Raw genomic sequence first — 21,952 nt, 5'->3', positions numbered from 1 at the left:
AGGGGTTGTTTGTACACCGAGCAGGGTTGTTTGTAAGAAGAGATGATTGTTTTGTAGGAGGAGCAGGGTTGTTTACTCACCGAGAACAAATACTTATAGGAAGAGATAGTTTTTTTGTAAGAGGAGTTGACTTTTTTATGTACCAAGCATGGGTATTGGTCCACTGAGATATAATATTTGCTTACCGAGATGATTACTTTGGCTACCGAGCAGTATGTTTTATATTGGGCTTGTTGTTATCCTGAACCTGATTCTCTTTTAAATATTACCCTTTCTTAACAATGAACAATAACTATTTTTATTCAGGTTTTATAAAAATAATTTGATTATAGATTTCTGTAAGCTTTTTATATTCTCATATTTTAGCTTTGCTTTGGATTTACTATCCAAAGGGAAATAACAAAAAAATATCCCAGTGTCAAAAAATGAAACTGGCATGTTTTAATATTGTACCAGAAAGTAAAGAAAGCTTCTTTTGATCTGTATAGTATTATACCGGTTAACGAAAAAGGGATATATCCCCTGTCAGAGCTATATGATATAGATAAAAAAGACGTTATCCTTTCAGTGAATGAATTACTTATTTTTAAATTTGAAAACAAATGCTAAAAAAACATTTTAAAATGTATCGTGGTATTGCTATTGCTTTAGTAAGTCTTGTACTCTTTTATGCATGCGAGAAAGAAGAAGATTTTACCGCAACACCTCTACCCATAGCCGCACAAGACAATATATCCTCATCTACATACAGGTATGCTAATGCTACAGAAGTTCCTGAAGTATTTAAAGCTTTTACTACTGCATTTACTGCCGCCAAATCAACATCATTTGACCATGTTACTATTGATCAGGGACAGGTTACAGAACTTAATAGTATATCTGGAGAGAAAACCTATAGTACATTACTTACGGTACCTAATACCAGTGCATATGAGTTTTATAATTTGGTGGTAAAAACTGATAAAGAAGGTGCTCTTGGTGAACCTTTTGTTGTAAAATATGTAACCGATAAAAAAGCTCATGAGATCACAGCAGAAGATCATAATACACTAAATTGGCAAATAGAGACCTATAAGGCCAAAGATTTTTTTGGTAGTGAGGTTAATGTCATAGCATCAAAATCCTCTTCTGGTTGCCCGCCTATAGATATACAACCTGATACTCCAGATAGAGTTGGTGGTTTTTCTGCAAAGGGAGACCTGTCCGGTTATTTTACAAAAGGCACTCCTTTACCAAGAAGAACTTTTAGAGGATCTGGGCCAAATAACGTTATTGGTACGGTTACCATATGTGTAACGAGAACCAAAAAAGTACGTTACCAATGTGATGGACCTAATAGTGATACCGATCATCCGGGAGGGCCTAATGGTGGTGGCACAGGAGACAATCGATGTGGAGATGCCAGTTCTGGATATAGTGGTACAGGACATAAATTGGTCACTAGCCAGACCTGTATCGATGTTAATGTTGCTGCCAAACCAAGGTATGCTAATACGTTTATAGATGGTACAGTGATCTATGATGCTACAGATGTGTACTTTAATGGGCAATATAGTCTTTGTCAACTGGAAACGATATATAATGGCCTGGTAGAAAACGAAGCTAATTTAACCTCGGGAGGGATAAGGCTTAGAGATCGTATTAATAGTACTTTGGGATTATCTTTAGGAGGTGGTTTTTGTACTAACGCTATAGGTAAAAGTGTTGCGCAGGCAAAAGGTAAAAATGCTATTGGCCCGGGAGAAGATAATCCTAATATTGCCATTGGTGGATTAGAAATAGGATGCCCTGATGCCGATGGTATTGCGATCACTACCCCATCAGAAATCCATAACCTGATCAAGGCTTTAAAAACATTAAGTATAGAATATTTTGCAATTCTAAGCCCCGCACAAGAGCAATGGTTATTAGATCCTAAAAATCAAAAGGAGGCAAGGGAGATTGCAGATCTAGTAGATAATAGACAAGGGAGTGCAGCATCAAAAAAAGCAGCAGTAGAAATTATAAAAGCTGCTATAGATGGTACATTGATAAGCATTAAGCCTTTTGTGAAATATCCTCCTGGCACAAATTATGCTATCGAATATCCATTAACAACTCAAATCCTTAAGGAGGAACTTCCTAAGATGGCTAATGATGCATTTTTGGTAAACGCATTAAAAAAATATGGAAGTTTAAATGATCAACAAATTAAAAATGCCTTAACTTGGGGGTCAGAGAGCAGTGTAACAGTTGAATTTGGTAGCACAGGTTTAGGATGGGGATTATATAATGGAGAAATCTTTGAAGGAGGAGATTTAAATACTATTACTCTTCACTGGGATTTAGAAGAAAAATTAAGAGAGAAAAAAAGCCTTAACACTGAAGCTTTACGTTTTTTTATTGCAATAGCTACTTTACATGAAATAACTCATTTAGGAGATTATTTGTACAATGGTAACATGTATACTTCCGATGATCCATTAGCCAGTGATGCCGAAGGTACGGATTTTGATATGGAAGTAGTAGGTCTAACAGAGCAAGACCCAGAAGATGCTAATAAAGTACATCAAAGTTATTTATTAAATAGAAAAAATTAAGTCATATGAAGTTTTTATCAATTTTTATCATGTTTATATCTTTACAAAGCTATTCACAAAACTGGTATACTGATGGTAATAAAGATTATGAAGGTTTAAAAGAAATTCTTTTTCAATCAATGTTTATAAAAGAAAATAAACAAGATACGATTCAAATTAAAATTGATGATATAACAGCTAATTTTTGCGTTCCTCTAAATAATAAAATAAAAAATAGTGAAAAGTCGATATCATTTATTAGAGAACAAGAATTGTATGATAACCAAATACATGATTATTATGATATAAAATATTTAGAGATTAGTTATAATATAGCTCGAATTGGGTATGTTCAATATTCAGAAAGTAAAGCTGTACAAATAATTTTTCAAAGAAATATATACGGAAAATGGCAATTGTTAAAGAAACAAGTTACCCACCCACAATTAAGATATGTCGATTTTGTGTATAAAGAGATAAAGAAAATAAAAGCTAAAAACTAGTAACGAATTACAATAGCTTCAAGTATAAAAGCAATGTCTATAATATGACATTGCTTTTTTTGTGTTAACGATTGATTGCGAAAAACAATGGTTATTAGATCCCAAAAATCAAAAGGAGGCAAGAGAGATTGCAGATCTAGTAGATAATAGACAAGGAGTACAGCATCAAAAAAAGTAGCAGTAGAAATCATAAAAATCAAAAGAGCACAAGGAGATTGAAAGCATAGATATTAATATCACTTTTCCATTATTAATATTACTTTTACCTTCGTGAATCATAATTTGTAAATCTTTATAGTGTTCATACATACCCACCCATACGAACCCTTTTTTCCAGAAGGAGCAACAAAATTAATTGTAGGAACGCTTCCACCACCACGTTTTACCACTAGAGAACTTAATGAAAAGGATGTAGATTTCTGCTATGGTAGCAGTAACGGATTACTATGGCCGGTTCTGGATCGGATTTTCGAACTTAATTTGGTTTTTGAAACTACAGAAGTGGCAGCAAAGCAAAGAAAAGATTTCTTAACATCAAGAGGTATTGGAGTTTGTGATATAGTACATAGCTGTAATCGCCAAAAGATTGATGCTTCAGATTTGGGAATGCAAAACATTAAGTTAAGAGATCTCATAGGATATTTGTTGCAATATCCAAAAATAGATACTTTAATATTTACTGGAGGTAATAGTAAAAACGGTCCTGAATATTTTTTCAGAAAACATCTCAAAGAATATGATATGAAACTAGAGGTGGTTTCAGATGAAATTCCGAGAATACATCAATTTATATTAAGTCAGCAGAGCCGTGAAAATAGAATAATAAAAACCGTGTCATTAACAGCGCCATCAGGAGCTGCGAATAGAGCTATTGGTAGTTTACAAGAGTATAAAGAGTTAAAAAAACAAAACCCTAAATTCAATACGATTGATTTTAGGGTGATGCAGTATCAAAAATTCTTTTAACTAGAGATTTTATTTTTTTATTGCCTCAAAAAAATCTTTAAATCATCACTTTTTTGCATTGCATAGGAGAGTGATTTATTATAGAATGATTTTTCTGGCTTGTAATTTGTTAAGGATAAAACATTAGGTAATTTCATTGCCCATGAACCTGATTTTTTAGTCTCACCAGGAATAATCATCACTACATGTCCATATGTGTTAGCAGTATCGATGATTAATGATAAACCTCCACGATTGGTATGCGCTAAGGCCTGATTTATTGTCTCTTGATTTATAGAGCCAAGTTGTAACCATTCTCTTGATCTTTCTACAATAGGTCGTATACTATCATAAACTACATAGCCTAATTTAGGATCATTAAATTCTGTAAGATCATATGTTTTAGTGATAATTTTAGTAATACTATTTCTACAGTCATTACGTTCTGTAGCAGCTTTTTTACAGGTGATAAAATTCTTTACTTCTGCTGAAAAATCAACTCCGTTGAGGTTAGATGTATTGCTAGAATTTTCATCAACTGGACTATTGGTGTTATCTTTTCTCTCATTAGACTCGACTTCATCGAGAGCGTCTGAAGTCTTTTGTGTCTTACTGTCATTACAAGAAACAATAAGAATGGTCATTAATAATACTAGTAATTTTTTGGCCATGGATTTTATATTTAGAAATACAATGATAATTAATCTCGATAGAACTACAAAAGAAAAAGAAAACCCTAAAATCAATCGTATTGAATTTAGGGTTTCTAAAATATGTATTCATCTTGTTTATGTTTCTTTTTCCACTTTCTTTTCTGTACTTTTTTTTGCTACTGGTTTGGCCTTTGGTTCAGGTTCTACTTCTGTTTTTGGTTTGGCTTTAGTTGTTGATTTAGCTTTAGGTTTTGCAACTGTAGGTACGGCTGCTGCTTTTTTTCGGCGTCTTAATCTACCATAAGTTCCTATCCATATTTTACCACGACGTGTTTTTTTATCTCCTTTACCCATAAATTAAATTTTGCGTTAATTAATTGATTATGTGTTATATACTAATATACGGATTTAAATATAATTTTCTGTTTTTTCTTCAAACCAGACAAGGATGAAAAACATATTTGCAAAACATAATACAGATTCATGGTTGATCAGGTTAATGCTATCATAGATAGAATTGTATAAAAAGAAAAACAATAAGAAAAGAATTACTGGCTTATGTATATATCAATATTGGGAGATATGTGTACATTTATATAGGAATTAGTATGATATTAGAGATGTATTGAGGTTCAGATCTGGGATGATTAAGAACTATTAAATAAAAATTAATAAGGTTTGCTTAATTTGTTTATTCCCTGTGAGATGTAAACCTATAATGCAGTAGAGGTTATCTACTATAAGTTAAATAATAAAATGACACAAGAATTATATCAAAAAGCAATGAAGTTTGCTGGCGAAAAACACAGTGAGCAGAAAGTCCCAGGAACAAATTCTAATTATCTGTTACATATTTCTAATGTTGCTATGGAAGTATTAATTGCATATAATTTTGATAAAACTTTTGATATTGATTTTGCGATTCAGATAGCTATATTACATGATACAATTGAAGATACAACAGCAGATTTTGATGAAATTAAAAAAGAATTTAATGAAACTATTGCTCAAGCGGTTTGCGCATTAACAAAAGATGAAAAGTTAGTGTCCAAAGAGGAAAAAATGATAGATAGCTTAACTCGCATAAATAAATTAAAAAAAGAGGTTGGTCTTGTTAAAATTGCTGATAGAATAACAAATTTACAAACCCCACCACAACATTGGAGTAAAGATAAAATAATTAAATATTGTAATGAAGCAAAGCTAATCTCATCTACTCTAAAAAATAAGAATGATTATTTAAATAAAAGATTGGAAACGAAAATTTGCGAATATGAAGAAATGATTAAAGCACTTTAGAATGAATGAAAGATTACATGTTTTAATTTCTGAAATCCGAGAAAAATGTGAAAAGGCTAATTGTTTTGAATTTGAATACCACTGGGAATTTTGGGGTGTAATGTGGTATCCCTGGTTTCTCGAAATCAATGGAAAGTCTGAATCTTTTTCCTTAAACGATATCTCTTATGATGACTTAGAAAAACTATGTGAAGAAGGGGTAATCGAACTTGTTAAAGAATATTCAGATGATGAAAAACATAAAGAAGAATTTGATAAGAAAAAATATCGACTCGTTAAGAAAATAGATGTTTCATTAAGTCAAGGAATAGAAGAACTTAATATAAAGTCAATCTGTTTTGAACCCATGTGTTCGGAGTGTAATAATTCAGTTGCCAAAATTGAAATTGTAGAACCAAATCTATACCCTAAAGGAGCAAATGAATGGAGTAATGAAAAATTAAATCAATACAAAAAATTTAGAAACTTTGATGCCACTTATTTACTATATTCTGGCCCGGGAGGAAATAATGGAGAGATTGGAGATGCTATCAATTTGAAACGAAAATTGAGGATAATTGATGCATTTACAAAACCATATATTGCGAGTAAAATACGAGATCAATTTTATGATATGGCTGGCTATTGTGATAGTTGCTGTGAATTTTACTGTAGTAAACACTGGAGTTCTAGTTCTTTTGGATATGGAAAGTGTCCTAAAGGACATGGTAAATCCTTAGATCCTCATTGGTCACCTGATATTGAATGAAACAAGAATAATGTTATAAATAAAAAATAGATTTTAATCCAAAAATTGCGATCTATTTGATAAATCACACAAATCTTTAAACTTACTATGTGTTAAACCGAGAATAAAATATGAGTTTGCACACAACCTTTTCTAGATTTCATCATCTTGGTATAAAGAAGAACATGAAAAAGATCTTTACAATTTTCTGCCTTTTCTTGATGTTATTTGTGTCCTGTAGTGATTCAGATGATAATGATGAATTTATAGATTCTAAATGTGACCAAATAACTAGTATAGATATTCTAAAATATAAGAATAATGAATCTTCTGTATTTTCAATTCAAAGTGTTGAGATAACTGGAGATTGTTTAGAAGTTATCATCGGATCTGGAGGTTGTAGTGGTGAAACCTGGGTAACTGAATTGGTAGATGCTAATAGAGTTGCCGAATCTAATCCAGAACAACGAGACCTAAGAATTCTGCTTAAAAACGAAGAGTTATGCAATGCTTTTATTTCAAAAACATACTCTTTTGATTTAAGACCAATTCGAATAGTAGATAGTAATAAAGTACTTTTAAATCTAGAGTTTTGGGACGAGCAAATACTTTACGAATATTAAAGATACAATACAGATTTGCTGTGAGATTAAGGTTTAGAATTTTGAAAACTACTTTATGTAAGAATAATGACCAATAATTTTATAATCAAAAAGACAATCAGCTAATACTTGACCACTACCAATATTATGAACAATCATATATCGTTTTTTATCAGCAGATTTTTTGTCAACAACTAATCCGATATGAGTAATTCCTCCACCAAGATTCCAACAGACAATATCTCCAGGAATATAATCATCTGATATTTTGGAAATAGGTTTTACTTTTCCAAATCGAGAAAAGAATTTCATTAGATTAGGAACTCTTCTATGATCGATATTTTTATCGGTTTTAGATAATCCCCAGTTTTTTGGATATAGATTAAAATTAGTTTTCATATCCAGATGTACCTCTTTTTGTAGATCGATATCTAGTTTTCGATATGCTCTTATCACGACATCTGTGCAGACTCCTTTATCACTAGGGACATCTCCATTTGGATAATCAATAGAGAAATAAGCAGGATCATAAGTAACTTCTTGTTTTGTTAATTCTAATCCGGCATTGGATAATCTGGTTTTAAAATCGGATTGCCCAAAACTAAATTGTAATGATATTATAATTAGGAGTACAGATGTTGTGATTTTTTTAATGAGCATATCAATTATTTTTTATAGGATGGTTATCGTATTTCTTTTACAAAATCTCCAATCTTATCTACTCCTTGGTGAGTCAAATGTTTTATAAAAGCAGAACCAATAATAGCTCCTTGGCTTGTTTTAGTGGCCTGCATAAATGTTTCATTATTGCTTATCCCAAAACCTACAATTTGTGGGTTTTTTAAATTAAGAGATTGGATACGCTCAAAATATTTTTGTTGTGTGTTTCCAAAGGTGTTTTTGGCTCCTGTTGTACTTGCAGAGCTCACCATGTATATAAAACCGTTAGAGACACTATCGATAAATCGTATTCGTTCATCAGAAGTTTGAGGAGTAATAAGTAATACATTAATTAATCCGTATTTTTCAAATGTTTCCTGATAATGCTCATGATATTCTGCTACTGGTAGGTCTGGAATAATCAACCCATCAATACCTATTTCTTGACATTTGGCACAAAATGCCTCTATACCATATTGCATCATTGGATTAAAATACCCCATTATGATTAAAGGGATATTTACGGTTTTTCGAATATCTTTTAGCTGGTCAAATAGAATAGAAGTCGTCATACCATTTTTTAGCGCTATGGTAGAGCTTTCCTGAATAGTTGGTCCATCGGCTAAGGGATCACTAAAAGGTAATCCGATTTCTATCATATCTACTCCATTTTTTTCTAAATCCTGAATCACTTTTGTAGTATCATGAAGTGATGGGTATCCGGCAGTAAAATATATAGAAAGTATTTTTTTGTCTTGTTCTAGGGTTGTATTAATTCTGTTCATAAAAGTTCTATTTTATGTCATTCTCTCGAAGGAGAGAATCTTTTCATTCTTTAGTTTGTATTGTGGATTCCAGTCAAGGCTGGAATGACAAGTTTTAATTCTTTTTTGAAATAGATAAAATAAACTATTTTACAGTTTAAAATAATCTATGTATGTATTAAGATCTTTATCTCCTCGGCCAGAAAGACTGATCACAACGATATCATCGGGCTTAAATTTTTTATCATTAAAAATAGCCAATGCATGAGAGGTTTCTATAGCAGGAATAATACCTTCTAATTGTGATAGTTCTAACCCGGCAGTCATAGCATCATCATCTGTTACAGAATAAAATTCTCCTCGTCCAGATTTATATAGATGCGCATGTAAAGGTCCAACGCCAGGGTAATCAAGCCCTGCAGAAATTGAATAAGGTTCTGTAATTTGCCCATCAGGAGTTTGCATCAATAGCGTTTTACAACCATGAATAATACCTTCTTTACCTAGTTGAGATGTAGCTGCGCTTTCTCCACTATGTATTCCTTTTCCGGCTGCTTCAACGGCAATAATGCCTACGTTTGGGTTATCCAGAAAGTGATAATATGTTCCTGCAGCATTACTTCCGCCCCCAATACAAGCGACTACATAATCAGGATGTTCTTTTCCTTCTTTTTCTTTTAATTGCCATTTGATTTCTTCAGAGATTATAGATTGAAATCGTGTCACCATATCTGGGTAGGGATGTGGGCCAATAGCAGAACCAATAATATAATGCGTATCTACAGGGTTATTGATCCAATCTCGTATTGCTTCATTGGTGGCATCTTTAAGCGTCTTGCTTCCAGATTTAGCAGGTCTTATTTCTGCACCAAGCATCTTCATACGAGCCACATTAGGAGCTTGTCTTTTAATATCAATTTCTCCCATATAAACAATACATTCTACCCCCATCAAGGCACAAACTGTTGCAGTAGCAACCCCATGTTGTCCAGCTCCGGTTTCTGCAATGATTCGGTTTTTACCTAATTTTTTGGCGACAAGTATTTGACCGATGGTGTTATTTACTTTATGAGCTCCAGTATGATTAAGGTCTTCACGCTTTAGGTATACTTTTGTGTTATGTTTTTCTGAAAGTCGTTTAGCATAATATAAAGGAGATGGACGGCCCACATAATCTTTTAGTAATTGATTAAACTCTTCTTTAAAAGAAGGTTCATTCATAATATCGAGATATGTAGTTCTTAATTCTTCTACGTTAGGATATAGCATTTCGGGAATATATGCTCCTCCAAAATCTCCATAATATCCTTTTTCATTTGCTTGATAAGTCATACTATAATTTTTTATTCTCCTAAGAGTGATACTATTTGTTTTTTAAATTTTTTTATGTTTTCTGTATTCTTTAATCCAGGTGAATCTTCAAACTTGCTATTAACGTCAATGGCATATAGGTATTTAGATTCTGGTCTGTTTAGAAAATTTTGAACAGCATCAATTTCGGCTAAACCAATACCGCCACTTAAAATAAATGGAGTAGAAGAAGAGTATCCTTCTAAAACTCGCCAATCAAAAACATATCCATTACCACCTTTTTCTTTGCCTTTGGTATCAAATAAGAAGCAGTCTACAATTCCTTCATATGGTTTTAGGATATCAAAATCAAATTGATCTTTGATAGAAAATACTTTCCATAATTCTATATGCTGAGACCCTATAGGTTTTAAAAACCTGTCAGGGCTATTAAGCTCATTTTTAAGCTCAATACAAAATTCAACACTTTCATTACCATGTAACTGGATAGCTTTGAAATCATGTTGTTTTACGTTTTTGATAATAAAATCGATAGAAGCATCCACAAAAACTCCAGTTTTTTTGATTTTTTCTGAAACATTAGGGATACCTCCTTCAAAATTTCTTGGAGATTTCTCATAGAAAATAAACCCTAAATAGTCTGGTTGTAATAGAGCAACATCCTTAATGTTTTCGGGAAACTTCATTCCGCAAACCTTTATTTTTATGTTTTTAGTTTTCAATGTTAAAGATTTGGTTCTAATTTAATATTGTTATTATCAAAATTAATATTGTGAGCAAAATTGTATACCTCACTAAAGCTATCGAGCATATTAGGTTCTTCAATATCAGCTAGTAATTCTCTTATCAATTTAGACTCAAAATTATGTTTTTTGGATGTTGAATATTTTACCAATTGACTACCAATTGTTTTATAAAATAATTTTTCAATCCTTGTTTTGTCTTTTGGTTCTTCATCAACCAATTCAATCTCTACACCACATTTTTGCAAAATACTTTTGATAATATGTTGTGTTGGAACATTTTGAGTTAATGTAATATTGAGTTGCTCTTCATCGATATCTGTTGCACGAATGATTCCTTTGGCCACATAATCTACGGGGACAATATTAAGTCCTCCATCCATGTTTAATACCATTCTAACTTTTCCCAGCTCTGGATGTGTCTTTTTTATTTTTTTGAAGAACTCACCAATTGCATAGAATACAATATATCGACTGCTTACAAATTTTGGATAGTCAATAAGTCTTCCGGATACAACACTTGGACGGGCAATGGTACAACTGAAATTATTTTCTTTGGCAATTTGTAAGATCAATTTTTCAACTTTCATTTTATAAGCTTCGTAAAAGTTTCTAAAATCAAAATTTGTAACAGAGTGATAATCGTCGGTAATTTCACCTTCTATTTCACCTCTGGAGAAAGCTGTACTTACAAAGACTAATTTTTTTGTTCTCAATTTAATAGTCTCAAAAAATGCTTGTGTATTGACATAATTTACATGAGCAATTTCGTTTTTTGCTTTTTCGGTATTGCTTAAATTTACTGAAGCAGCTAAATGATATACGATCAAATCATTTCCCGCATCATCGGGAAGTATAAAGTTGTTGATTTCTCCTTCAATGACGTGGATGTATTTTTCTAAGTATTCTTTATAGAAAGGAACTATTTTTTTGGGAATAAGCTGTTCTGTAAAAACTTCGTCTAATAAACGTTGTTTTGCAGATTTTTTAGGTTGTTTACGAATCAAGACATAGATAGTTGCCTCTTCACTTTTTGAATACAAATCAAACAGTAGTTCAAACAATACATGTGAGCCTATATTTCCTGTTACTCCAGTTACTAATATTGTATTCATTTTAGTTGTTTTATAAATTCTATAGCGCTGGCTCCCGGGTTTTCTGTCTTCATAAAATTTTCGCCAATTAAGAAACCTTTATAATCATATTGTTTTAAATCTTTTATGGCCTCGATACTGCTAATTCCGCTTTCTGAAACTTTAACAAAATCATCTGGTATTTGTGTACTTAGTGATTTGCTAATATCGGTACTCACTTCAAAGGTTTTTAGATTTCTGTTATTTACTCCCAACATATCTAATGAAGGCATAATCGATTTCTGAAGCTCTTCTTGATTATGAACCTCTAATAACACATCCAGAGATAAGCTTTTTGCAAATTCTGATAGGGATTTAATCTGATCGCGTGTTAATACTGCAGCAATTAGTAAGATGGCATCTGCTCCATGGGCTTTAGCTTCTAATAGTTGGTATTCATCGATGATAAATTCTTTGCGAAGTAAAGGCATTTTAACAGAAGATCTTGCTAAAAGAAGATCATCCAAAGAACCTCCAAAATACTTTCCATCGGTCAAAACAGACATTCCACATACGCCAGCTGTTTCATATCCTTCCGCAACATCTTGGACACTTACATTTTGATTAATTACAGATTTAGAAGGAGACCTGCGTTTGTGTTCTGCTATAATACCTGTAGCACTAGTTTGTAATGCGTTTGCTAACGAATTTGTTTTACGCTCAAACAATACAGAATTTTCAAGTTGCGTAACCGGAATTAAACTTTTTTTAAGCTTTACTTCTTTGTGTTTATCGACTATTATTTTGTCTAATATGTTCATTTCCTATCATCCTGAACTTGTTTCAGGATCTTCTTAATTATAGTTAGTATTTAAATTCCAGTTTATCCTGAAAAACAAAATTTGTTTTCTTAATTTTTACTAAGCTCTTGTACTTTTTTCAATGCAGCAAGTCCTTTCAGAGAAAGTAGTGCCTCCTTTGCTTTTTCGAACCCTTGTTTTGGTTCAAGGCCTTTAACTGTAGCAATTGCCATTCCTGCATTAGCACAAACCACATTGTTTTGTGCTTCTGTGCCTTTACCACTTAGAATATTCATAAATATATTAGCAGATTCTTCTATTGAATCACCACCAGCAATTTGTTCTTGTCTTAATGCTGATACTCCAAAGTCCAGTGGTGTTAACATTCCTTCTGTACGATTAGAAATGGTTTTTGTGCTTCCTGTTAAAGAAATTTCATCGTATCCGTCTAATGCATGAATTATAGTAAAGTTTTTATCTGTATTTTGGTATAAATACCCGTACATTCTTGCTAGTTCGAGATTAAAAACTCCAACCATCTGATTTTTAGGAAATGCTGGATTTACCATAGGGCCAAGCATATTAAAGAATGTTTTTACACCTAATTCTTTACGAATTGGTGCTACATTTTTCATAGCAGGATGAAACAATGGAGCATGTAGGACACAAATACCAGCTTCATCAATACTTCGTCTTAAAAAATCTTTATCATTACTAAATTTAATACCGAGATGTTCCATCACGTTAGAACTTCCACATTTAGACGAAACTCCATAATTACCATGTTTGGTCACCTTAATTCCTGCTCCGGCAGAAACAAAAGAAGAAAGCGTTGATATATTAAAAGTATCTTTTCCATCACCACCTGTACCACAAAGATCCACCGGATTATACTCACTTAAATCTATAGCAATACAAAGTTCTAGTAAGGCATCTCTAAATCCCTCTAATTCTTCTACAGTAATACTACGCATCATATATACTGTAAGGAATGATGCAATTTGACTTTGATTATATTCTCCTTTAGAAATATTGACCAAAACACCTTTTGCTTCTTCTTTAGAGATGGTTTCGTGATTGATTAATCGATTTAGTAAATTTTTCATCTAAAAATTATTTCTTATCATTTCTACAAAAGCAGAAATTCTTTTATTATTTAATATTGAGTCTCTCATTATTGAGAGCATGAAAAAATTAATCCTTTATCCAGTTTTCCAGTATTTTTTTTCCATCAGGAGTTAATACCGATTCTGGGTGAAATTGTACTCCACGTACATCTAATTCTTTATGGCGTAAAGACATAATTTGACCATTTTCGTCATAAGATGTTGCTTGGAGACAGTCTGGTAAGTTTTGATCAGCGACTACCCATGAGTGATATCGACCTACATCAAAGTTTTCATTTAACCCATCAAAAAGAGGTTCATCTTTTACTGATAGTGTGATGTTTGTAGCAACACCATGATATACATTTTCAAGGTTGACTAAATCCCCGCCAAAAACTTCGCCTATAGCTTGTTGCCCCAGACAGACTCCAAAAATACTTTTGGTATTGGCGTACGTTTTAATGATGTCTTTTAATAAACCAGCTTCTTCGGGTATACCAGGGCCTGGAGAAAGTAAGATTTTCTGGTATTGTTCAACATCTTCTAATCGTAACTGATCATTACGTTTTACGATAACTTCACAACCTAAATCTTCTAAATAATGAACCAGATTGTATACAAATGAATCGTAATTGTCTATCACTAATATTTTTTTACTCATTTTTTAATTTTGGAGTTTCTAAGCTCCTATATTTCTTCAGCAAGTTTTAATGCTTTGGTTAATGCTCCTAATTTATTATATACTTCCTGTAATTCGTTTTCTTCGTTTGATTCGTTAACCAATCCAGCTCCAGCCTGCCAATGTAATTGGTGATTTTTACTTAAAAAAGTACGAATCATAATAGCATGATTAAAGTTTCCCGAAAAATCCATAAAACCAATAGCTCCACCATAGAAATCACGATTTACGGTCTCGTATTTTTCTATAAGTTGCATAGCCATGTGCTTTGGTGCCCCACTTAAAGTTCCTGCAGGAAAGGTATCAGCTACAACTTGCATGGTAGTTGTATCCTGGTGTTTTTTACCAGTGACCTTACTCACCAAATGAATTACGTGAGAATAAAATTGAACTTCCCTATAGGTTTCTACGGTAACATCACTTCCGTTGCGACTTAGGTCATTGCGTGCCAAATCAACCAACATTACATGTTCTGCATTTTCTTTTTCATCCTCAGATAATTTTTTTGCTAATTCTGCATCTTGTTCATCATTTCCTGTACGTTTAAAGGTTCCGGCAATAGGATGAATTTCTGCCATATCATCCTTTACCACCAATTGAGCCTCAGGAGAACTTCCGAATATTTTAAAATCTCCATAATCAAAATAAAACAGGTACGGAGAAGGGTTGACGCTTCGTAGTGCTCGATATACATTAAACTCATCTCCTTTAAACTTCTGCGAAAAGCGCTTGGACAGTACTAACTGAAAAACATCGCCTCTTAGGCAGTGCTTTTTTGCCAATGTTACATGTTCTTTATATTGTTCGTCATTAAGGTTTGAAGTTGTATCTCCTATAGTGGCGAAATTATATGAAGCAAAGTTTTTAACCTTAAGTAAAGATTCAATTTCAGAGATATTACTTTCAGATTCGTAACAATGTGCAAAAATATAGGCTTCATTGGTAAAATTACTAATAGCAATAATGTTTTGATATACTGTGTATTGTAAATCAGGAATGTCTAGCGCACCTTCTTTTTTAGAAATCGATATATCTTCAAAATATCGAACAGCATCATATGCTATATATCCAAAAAGACCATTGTTAATAAATTTGAAGTTACTTTTTGTGGTTTCAAATTGCTTACCAAATTGTTCAACAATTTCAGGGATATTAGTGTCTTCTGTAATAGGAATTTCTTTAATGCTTTTATCAGGGAAAGATTGATAAATAATTTCGTTTTCTATTTTGATATTTGCAATTGGATTACAACAGATATAAGAAAAACTATTTTCACTGCCTCGATAGTCGTTATTTTCTAATAGTAAGCTATTGGGGAAACGATCTCGAATCTTTAGATAAACACTTACTGGAGTAAAGGTGTCTGCCAGGATTTGTCTGAAATGTGTGGTTAATTTATAACTCATTTTATACTTTACTGATTTATAATTTAAAGTCTTTGATTAGGTAACAAAAAAAAGGCTTGTCGTGATTTGACAAGCCTTTGATATGTTTACTTAACATAATAACAGGAACTATCTCACGACGTTTTCGTTTTGAGATAACCACCACCAATTATTTGTTAAGATTACTTTCATTTTTTATTTCTTGGCTCAAATATATAAATTAATTATAATTTGAAGCTATAAAATTTTACATTTTTAAATTAACAGCTAATTCGAACTCATCACTGATCGCTTTATCACCTAAATTGTCAAAGAAACTTCCAGATCCGTATTTAATATCATATTTGGTTCTGTCTACTTTAAGCGTAGTAGAAGCAGCATTACCATTAATGGCCAAATCAAAATCGATAGGGTTTGTTTTTCCTTTGATAGTTAAATCTCCTGCAATTTTATAGCCTTTATCAGTTTTTTTAGCTTTTTTTACCACTAGTTTTGCTGTTTTATGATTTGCGGTACTAAAGAAATCATCAGAACTTAAGTGTCCTTCAAGTTTTTCTTTTCCTTGCCCTGCTTCAAGATCTGTAACCTTTAGTGTGGTCATATCAACAGTAAATTCTCCTCCGGTAATATTTTCTCCGTCAAACACAAGAAAGCCTTCAGATAAATTAAGTGTTCCGGTATGTGATCCAGTAACTTTTTTACCAGTCCAGTTGATTGTACTTTCTGAAGCTTTAACTTCTTTTTTTTGTGCAAAAGTAGAAGTGGTAGCTATAACTGCAATAGCTAAGATTAATGTTTTAAGTTTAGTTTTCATGATTTTTAAAATAAATAGTTATATATAGTTAATGATTAATTTATATCTCTTAGTTTATTGAGGAGCTCATTGAGATGTGTCAAATCCTCTTTTGAAAGATTTGATGTTAGCTGGTCCTCGAACGTGGTCATTATTGGACTTATGTTATCTATAAATATTTTTCCTTCCTGAGTAATAGTAATTTCAACTTTTCTTCTATTAGACGGACAAGTATCTCTTTTTACATACCCTTTGTGAATAAGCTTATCAACCAATCTTGTCGTGTTACTCATTTTGCTTACCATTCTTTCCTGTATTGTAGAAAGGTTAGCGGGTTTGCCTTTTTGACCTTTTAAAATGCGCAATACGTTAAATTGTTGAATGGAGATGTCATATGTCTTTAATTCAAGATTGATTTTTTCCATTATCCAATTTTCGGTATAGAGTAGATTAACTATTGCCTTTCTGGAAATTGGAAGCTCAACTTCTGTCTTTATAATGTTTTCTATTTTCAATTGTATATACAATATTTGTATGTACAAATGTATGTCGGTTTTTCTTTTTAAAATTATAAAATGATATTAATTCTTTGTTAAAATTAAATTTAAAGCAAGGTTAAATAGTATTATTGCCATTAAGAATAGTATTACTATTAGGTTAAACATTTGTGAAAAATTCTGAAAATATTTAGATAAAACATGGAAACCTTGTTAATTTTCTTTTCCCTAAACAATGGTTTTGATACATTGGCGTCATGTTAAAATGGATTTTATATATAGTACTGGTTATATTTTTTGCTAACTGTAAAGGAGAGCAGACAATTGCTCTTGATGCTACAGATGTTTTTAAAAGTAAAGGAGTAGAAATACCAGTGTATGATTTTGAAAGCTTCAAACCTTTATTAACGATTAATGATGAAAAAACTAGGGTTATTAATTTCTGGGCGACTTGGTGTAAACCTTGTGTGGCAGAACTCCCTTATTTTGAGTTGATTAATAGTAGGTACCCCGATAATGAAGTAGAAGTTATTTTGGTAAGTCTGGATTTGCCTAAGCATGTAGAGTCTAAATTAATTCCTTTTGTTAAAAAACAAAAAATAGAAAGTAAGGTAGTCCTATTGGATGATCCAGATGCTAATAATTGGATACCAAAAGTAAGTAAGAATTGGTCTGGTTCTATACCAGCTACAATTATATACAAAGGAGGAACCGTTAATTTTTATGAAAGATCTTTTACCTATAATGAATTGGAAAAAGAGCTCAAAAAAATGCTTTAAATATCTTTATTAACTATTATTGTAAATCTAAATGCATATGAAAACGTTAAAAATTCTTGTTGGAGTAGCTTTTATTATTGCTATAAGTGCTTTTGCTATAGACAAAGTATCTAATCCTGAAACTGATGGAGGATATTCAATTGGAGACATAGCTACAGATTTTAAACTAAAAAATATTGATAATACCGATATTGCACTGGCTGATTATAAAGATGCTAAGGGCTTTATTGTGATTTTCACATGTAATCATTGCCCATATTCTGTGGCTTATGAGGATAGAATTATTGCTTTGGACAAGAATTTTAAAACCAAAGGATACCCCGTTATTGCTATAAATCCTAATAATCCAAAAGCTTACCCAGATGATAGTTTTGATAATATGATCATACGGGCAAAAGATAAAGGTTTCACTTTTCCTTACCTTTTTGATGATGGCCAAAAGATATATCCTCAGTATGGTGCAACCAAAACACCTCATGTATATGTTCTTGAGAAAACTGATAAAGGAAATATTGTTCGATATATAGGAGCTATTGATAATAACTACAAAGATGCCTCTTCTGCCACCGAAAAATATGTTGAGGATGCAGTAAATGCTTTACTTAAAGGAGAAAAAGTACCAGTAGAAACTACAAAAGCTATTGGATGTAGTATAAAAGCGTAGAACTCTTTCTATAATTTTTATTTTTTTTAAGTTTTTTATAAATGAATGTATAGTTTTTATACATTTTACGAAGTACTCTTTATATTTGTAAGGAATATAAATAACAGGAGTCTAATTTTTACGTAGAATATATTTTATAATGGCAGATATTACTCAAGAAGAATGGCAAGAACGTATTATTAATGATGATAATGCGGTAATCTTGGATGTAAGAACAGAAGAAGAGGTAGAAGAAGGTTTTATACCAAAAATGTTAAATATAGACATTCGTCTGGGGCAAGAGTTTCTTGATGAGGTTGAAAAATTAGATAAATCTAAAAATTATTATATTTATTGTCGCTCTGGAGCACGTAGTGGACAAGCATGTGCATTAATGAATCAAATGGGTTTCGAGACCACATATAACCTAATTGGAGGTTTTATGGCATGGGAAGGCGAGACTGCAGAATAATATATATGAGAATTAAACCTTTTTTATTAGTTACTTTCTTTTCTTTATTACTTTTTAATTGTAAACAAGTTGAAGATAAATCTTCTACAATAGAGTTAATTACAGTTGAAGAAATGGATTCACTATTAGAAATGGGAAAAGTACAGCTTATTGATGTGAGAACTCCTAGTGAGTATGCAGATGGACATATTGATGGAGCATCAAATATTGATTTTAGAGATGATAATTTTGAAGCCCTTATAGCCAAAGTAGATAAAACAAAACCTGTAGCGGTATATTGCGGACGAGGAGGAAGAAGTGGTAAATGTTCTGCATATATGAAAAAGGCTGGGTTCACTAAAATTTATGACTTGGATGGGGGAATTACAGAATGGAAATTTAAAGGAAAACAGATCGTAAAATAAACTGTTTTACTAAATATATAAAATAAGAGATGCTTCCCATACGAGAAGCATTTCTTATTTTTATTCGATAAAATCAGAACAGGATGAGGCTAATTCAAAACAAAATATTCTTTCTTACTCTTTTTATAATCGGTGTTGTCCATGCTCAACCGACTAAAGCGTATTATATTTTGGCAAAAAATGGCTTATCTCTTAGGAATACAGCTTCATTAAAATCAGAAAGATTATTTACCATAAAATACGGTGAAAAAGTATATGTTGAAGATCTAGAAAAAGACACCAGTAGTAAAAAGAATTGGTTAAAAGCAGATAATATTTCTGGAGTCATGGTAAAAGTGAATTACAATAACAAAGAAGGGTATGTTTTTGATGGATACCTAACCGATATTGCTCCTCCACGTGTAGAAGAAAAAGTATCTGATTATGTAGAAAGAGCCAGGCCAAGCAGTCCAGGCAAGATAGTTTTGTTTGAAACTATCACAAGGGATTATGATGGGTATTATCTAAGGGAAGAAACCATATTTTTGAAAACAGATAGATGGTCAGAAGCATTTTTATTGGCAAAGCAATTGTTTAATGTCCCTGAAAAATTGGGTTTTCCCAACTTAGATTTTGAAGGGGAGACACTCATCATTACAAACCCCGATAAAAAGGAATATAGCTGGTCTGATGAACTAGAGGTAACTCGCAAAAACGAAGAAAATGATTTTGTGATAACCTACACTATACGAAGTGAAGGTGGTGGAATGTCTGTGAAGTTAGAAAAAGATGATAATGGTGAAAGCATTAGAATAAGTAGAACAGGTATTGCAGACTGAAACTAATGATATTTACAATTGAAAAATGGTATCTCTTTTTATAGTTGCAGATGCTTGTGGATACCTCAGGTTTTTAGGATTTCTTTCACACTATAATTGCATACCTTTAAGCTTTATTTTTTTACGTCCACTAAATACAGTCATAATGCAAAATAAAACCTTTATAAAGCTAGTTATATTTTTGGGTATTTTACCAATGCTGTTAGTTTCTTGCGCTCAGGATACAACCCAAGCAGATTTAAAATCATCACTTACCTTATATGCCTCTTTTGATAAAGGTGTACAGGCAGATTTTGCATTAGGAGATGTTAACCTTTATACCGTCCCCTCGCGTAAAGCTCGTGATTCTGCACAAGTAGGTTTACATAAACCAGATATTAGTATTGCAAAAGATAAAGGACGTTATGGTGATGGACTTTTGTTTACAGAAAGAAGTCGTGGGAATATATACTACCCAAGTGCAAAAAATATTGCATATAACACAAGTGATTGGAGTGGTGCTATTTCATTTTGGTTAAGTTTAGATCCAGCCACAGATTTAAAACCAGGATATTGCGATCCTATACAAATTACAGATGTAAGTTATAATGATGCTTCGATTTGGGTTGATTTTACTAAAGAAAACCCCAGAGATTTTAGATTAGGTGTGATTGGGGATAGAGATGTATGGAATCCAACTCCTAATGGACCTGATAACGAAAATCCAATTTTTATAAAGCAATTAGAACCAGTAGTGAAAAATCCACCGTTCAGAAAAGGTGAATGGACTCATATCCTGATCAATTTTTCTAACCTTAATACAGAAAATGGTCAAGCTTCTCTTTATATGAATGGAGAATTAAAAGGAACTAGAAAAAACATTTCAGATCCATTTACATGGGAACTGGATAAATCTAATATCTATTTAGGTTTAGGGTATATCGGACTAATGGATGAATTATCTATTTTTAATAGAAACTTAAGTGATAAGGAGATTTCAACACTGTATACATTAGAAAACGGAGTGCAATCTCTTTTTGAATAGTAACTATTTCATGGAGGTAGAATAATTATTGATATAGTAAGCACTATTTTCTTACTTCTTTGACTCCTCAGGATAGTTCATTTTAATAATTTTTCCTGGATTACCCACTACGACTGCGTAATCTGGAATGTCTCGTATAACTACTGTTCCTGCTCCAATGATGCACCATTTGCCAATCTTAATTTTTGGTACAACGACTGCTCCGGCACCGATATGAGACCCTTCACCCACATGAACGAGTCCGCAGAGGGTGGTGTTGGGCGAAATATGAACAAAATCCTCAATTACATTATCGTGATCTACACTTGCCAGTGTATTTATAATTACGTGCTTTCCAATAGTAGTATTGGGTTGGATTACAGCTCCGGCATAAACAACAGTGCCTTTTCCTATTTTTATATCTGGATCTATAATGGCGGATGAATGTATTGCTGTTGCAAATTCACTTTGTAAAAATTTAGCAATCTCAGATCGCTGAAAATTATCTCCAATAGCGATAATAAAAGGATCTCCTTCTTGAGAAAAGTCTTTATCTATTTCTAAAATTGATATATGTTTAAACTTGGGATGACAACCAGAAGGATTGTCATCAAATATTTCTGTAACAGCAACCCTGTTTTGCTTTAAAACTGAATGTATGATTTGAGCATGTCCTCCAGCACCATATAATCTTACCGTATTGATCTCTTCCATTTTGGCGCCATTTTATAGTAT

26 protein-coding genes are annotated in these 21,952 nt (G+C 32.3%); 12 read left to right on the top strand and 14 right to left on the bottom strand.

The genetic code is table 11. The annotated features are described in order from the left end of the window. Positions 1 to 602 precede the first annotated feature (602 nt). The 3 genes from DK442_RS26430 to DK442_RS26415 all read left to right on the top strand — a co-directional run bounded on the left by DK442_RS26430 (position 603) and on the right by DK442_RS26415 (position 4,027). Positions 603 to 2,579 carry a hypothetical protein gene (locus DK442_RS26430; protein WP_109438929.1) on the top strand — a complete coding sequence of 659 codons (1,977 nt, stop codon included), beginning with the start codon at positions 603 to 605 and terminating at the stop codon, positions 2,577 to 2,579. A gap of 5 nt (positions 2,580 to 2,584) precedes the next feature. Continuing rightward, positions 2,585 to 3,061: a hypothetical protein gene (locus DK442_RS26425; RefSeq protein ID WP_160114377.1), complete on the top strand. Its 477-nt coding sequence runs from the start codon at positions 2,585 to 2,587 to the stop codon at positions 3,059 to 3,061. A 297-nt stretch (positions 3,062 to 3,358) separates the two neighbouring features. Next, the gene (locus DK442_RS26415) at positions 3,359 to 4,027 is read left to right on the top strand and encodes a uracil-DNA glycosylase family protein (RefSeq protein ID WP_109438926.1); all 669 of its coding nucleotides are present in this window, start codon (positions 3,359 to 3,361) and stop codon (positions 4,025 to 4,027) included. A gap of 17 nt (positions 4,028 to 4,044) precedes the next feature. On the opposite strand, the gene DK442_RS26410 is transcribed toward DK442_RS26415, so the two are convergent. Further along, positions 4,045 to 4,677, bottom strand: coding sequence for a hypothetical protein (locus tag DK442_RS26410; RefSeq protein ID WP_109438925.1), 633 nt, complete (start codon positions 4,675 to 4,677; stop codon positions 4,045 to 4,047). Positions 4,678 to 4,794: 117 nt separating this feature from the next. Continuing rightward, a complete protein-coding gene (locus tag DK442_RS28900; RefSeq protein ID WP_109438924.1) occupies positions 4,795 to 5,013 on the bottom strand; it encodes a 30S ribosomal protein THX in 219 nt (72 codons plus the stop codon). 402 nt (positions 5,014 to 5,415) lie between these two features. On the opposite strand from DK442_RS28900, the gene DK442_RS26400 reads away from it, so the two are divergent. The 3 genes from DK442_RS26400 to DK442_RS26390 all read left to right on the top strand — a co-directional run bounded on the left by DK442_RS26400 (position 5,416) and on the right by DK442_RS26390 (position 7,308). Beyond that, positions 5,416 to 5,958 carry an HD domain-containing protein gene (locus DK442_RS26400; RefSeq protein WP_109438923.1) on the top strand — a complete coding sequence of 181 codons (543 nt, stop codon included), beginning with the start codon at positions 5,416 to 5,418 and terminating at the stop codon, positions 5,956 to 5,958. Between the two features lies 1 nt (position 5,959). Continuing rightward, the gene (locus DK442_RS26395; RefSeq protein WP_109438922.1) at positions 5,960 to 6,706 is read left to right on the top strand and encodes a hypothetical protein; all 747 of its coding nucleotides are present in this window, start codon (positions 5,960 to 5,962) and stop codon (positions 6,704 to 6,706) included. Between the two features lie 164 nt (positions 6,707 to 6,870). Continuing rightward, positions 6,871 to 7,308 carry a hypothetical protein gene (locus DK442_RS26390; protein WP_160114376.1) on the top strand — a complete coding sequence of 146 codons (438 nt, stop codon included), beginning with the start codon at positions 6,871 to 6,873 and terminating at the stop codon, positions 7,306 to 7,308. Between the two features lie 48 nt (positions 7,309 to 7,356). Here DK442_RS26390 and DK442_RS26385 read toward each other — a convergent pair whose 3' ends face one another. The 11 genes from DK442_RS26385 to DK442_RS26335 all read right to left on the bottom strand — a co-directional run bounded on the left by DK442_RS26385 (position 7,357) and on the right by DK442_RS26335 (position 17,143). Then, positions 7,357 to 7,947 carry a DUF1287 domain-containing protein gene (locus DK442_RS26385; protein WP_109438920.1) on the bottom strand — a complete coding sequence of 197 codons (591 nt, stop codon included), beginning with the start codon at positions 7,945 to 7,947 and terminating at the stop codon, positions 7,357 to 7,359. A gap of 23 nt (positions 7,948 to 7,970) precedes the next feature. Continuing rightward, positions 7,971 to 8,732, bottom strand: coding sequence for a tryptophan synthase subunit alpha (gene trpA, locus DK442_RS26380; RefSeq protein WP_109438919.1), 762 nt, complete (start codon positions 8,730 to 8,732; stop codon positions 7,971 to 7,973). A 129-nt stretch (positions 8,733 to 8,861) separates the two neighbouring features. Further along, positions 8,862 to 10,043: a tryptophan synthase subunit beta gene (trpB, locus tag DK442_RS26375; RefSeq protein WP_109438918.1), complete on the bottom strand. Its 1,182-nt coding sequence runs from the start codon at positions 10,041 to 10,043 to the stop codon at positions 8,862 to 8,864. Between the two features lie 11 nt (positions 10,044 to 10,054). Continuing rightward, entirely contained in the window at positions 10,055 to 10,744 is a 690-nt protein-coding gene (locus DK442_RS26370) for a phosphoribosylanthranilate isomerase (RefSeq protein ID WP_333924881.1), read from the bottom strand. 2 nt (positions 10,745 to 10,746) lie between these two features. Next, positions 10,747 to 11,880 (bottom strand): SDR family oxidoreductase, encoded by a 1,134-nt coding sequence (locus tag DK442_RS26365; RefSeq protein ID WP_109438916.1) that lies wholly within the window; start codon positions 11,878 to 11,880, stop codon positions 10,747 to 10,749. After that, entirely contained in the window at positions 11,877 to 12,659 is a 783-nt protein-coding gene (trpC, locus tag DK442_RS26360) for an indole-3-glycerol phosphate synthase TrpC (protein ID WP_109438915.1), read from the bottom strand. The genes DK442_RS26365 and trpC overlap by 4 nt, the downstream gene beginning before the upstream one ends. 89 nt (positions 12,660 to 12,748) lie before the next feature. After that, the gene (trpD, locus tag DK442_RS26355) at positions 12,749 to 13,744 is read right to left on the bottom strand and encodes an anthranilate phosphoribosyltransferase (protein ID WP_109438914.1); all 996 of its coding nucleotides are present in this window, start codon (positions 13,742 to 13,744) and stop codon (positions 12,749 to 12,751) included. 88 nt (positions 13,745 to 13,832) lie between these two features. Then, a complete protein-coding gene (locus DK442_RS26350; RefSeq protein ID WP_109438913.1) occupies positions 13,833 to 14,405 on the bottom strand; it encodes an aminodeoxychorismate/anthranilate synthase component II in 573 nt (190 codons plus the stop codon). Between the two features lie 26 nt (positions 14,406 to 14,431). Beyond that, on the bottom strand, positions 14,432 to 15,829 hold the full coding sequence (locus tag DK442_RS26345) for an anthranilate synthase component I family protein (RefSeq protein WP_109438912.1): 1,398 nt from the start codon (positions 15,827 to 15,829) through the stop codon (positions 14,432 to 14,434). 226 nt (positions 15,830 to 16,055) lie between these two features. Further along, a complete protein-coding gene (locus DK442_RS26340) occupies positions 16,056 to 16,622 on the bottom strand; it encodes a YceI family protein (protein WP_109438911.1) in 567 nt (188 codons plus the stop codon). Positions 16,623 to 16,657: 35 nt separating this feature from the next. Further along, positions 16,658 to 17,143 (bottom strand): MarR family winged helix-turn-helix transcriptional regulator, encoded by a 486-nt coding sequence (locus tag DK442_RS26335; protein WP_235011035.1) that lies wholly within the window; start codon positions 17,141 to 17,143, stop codon positions 16,658 to 16,660. 212 nt (positions 17,144 to 17,355) lie between these two features. On the opposite strand from DK442_RS26335, the gene DK442_RS26330 reads away from it, so the two are divergent. From DK442_RS26330 to DK442_RS26305, 6 genes are all read left to right on the top strand, one after another. After that, positions 17,356 to 17,877: a TlpA disulfide reductase family protein gene (locus DK442_RS26330; RefSeq protein ID WP_109438910.1), complete on the top strand. Its 522-nt coding sequence runs from the start codon at positions 17,356 to 17,358 to the stop codon at positions 17,875 to 17,877. Between the two features lie 37 nt (positions 17,878 to 17,914). Beyond that, positions 17,915 to 18,541: a thioredoxin family protein gene (locus tag DK442_RS26325; RefSeq protein ID WP_109438909.1), complete on the top strand. Its 627-nt coding sequence runs from the start codon at positions 17,915 to 17,917 to the stop codon at positions 18,539 to 18,541. 139 nt (positions 18,542 to 18,680) lie between these two features. Beyond that, complete coding sequence (locus DK442_RS26320) at positions 18,681 to 18,992, top strand: rhodanese-like domain-containing protein (protein WP_109438908.1); 312 nt, start codon at positions 18,681 to 18,683, stop codon at positions 18,990 to 18,992. Positions 18,993 to 18,997: 5 nt separating this feature from the next. Next, positions 18,998 to 19,396 carry a rhodanese-like domain-containing protein gene (locus tag DK442_RS26315; RefSeq protein WP_109438907.1) on the top strand — a complete coding sequence of 133 codons (399 nt, stop codon included), beginning with the start codon at positions 18,998 to 19,000 and terminating at the stop codon, positions 19,394 to 19,396. An 83-nt stretch (positions 19,397 to 19,479) separates the two neighbouring features. Next, entirely contained in the window at positions 19,480 to 20,214 is a 735-nt protein-coding gene (locus DK442_RS26310; RefSeq protein ID WP_109438906.1) for an SH3 domain-containing protein, read from the top strand. Between the two features lie 145 nt (positions 20,215 to 20,359). Beyond that, entirely contained in the window at positions 20,360 to 21,238 is an 879-nt protein-coding gene (locus tag DK442_RS26305) for a LamG-like jellyroll fold domain-containing protein (RefSeq protein WP_160114375.1), read from the top strand. A gap of 51 nt (positions 21,239 to 21,289) precedes the next feature. Here the strand turns inward: DK442_RS26305 and DK442_RS26300 are convergent, their stop codons facing one another. Continuing rightward, positions 21,290 to 21,931: an acetyltransferase gene (locus tag DK442_RS26300; protein WP_109438904.1), complete on the bottom strand. Its 642-nt coding sequence runs from the start codon at positions 21,929 to 21,931 to the stop codon at positions 21,290 to 21,292. Between the last annotated feature and the right edge of the window lie 21 nt (positions 21,932 to 21,952).

The organism is Aquimarina sp. AU119, assembly GCF_900312735.1.
Classification (GTDB): domain Bacteria; phylum Bacteroidota; class Bacteroidia; order Flavobacteriales; family Flavobacteriaceae; genus Aquimarina; species Aquimarina algiphila.
Note: the sequence above shows the minus strand (reverse complement) of the source record. Positions and strands in the feature narration are given on the sequence as shown.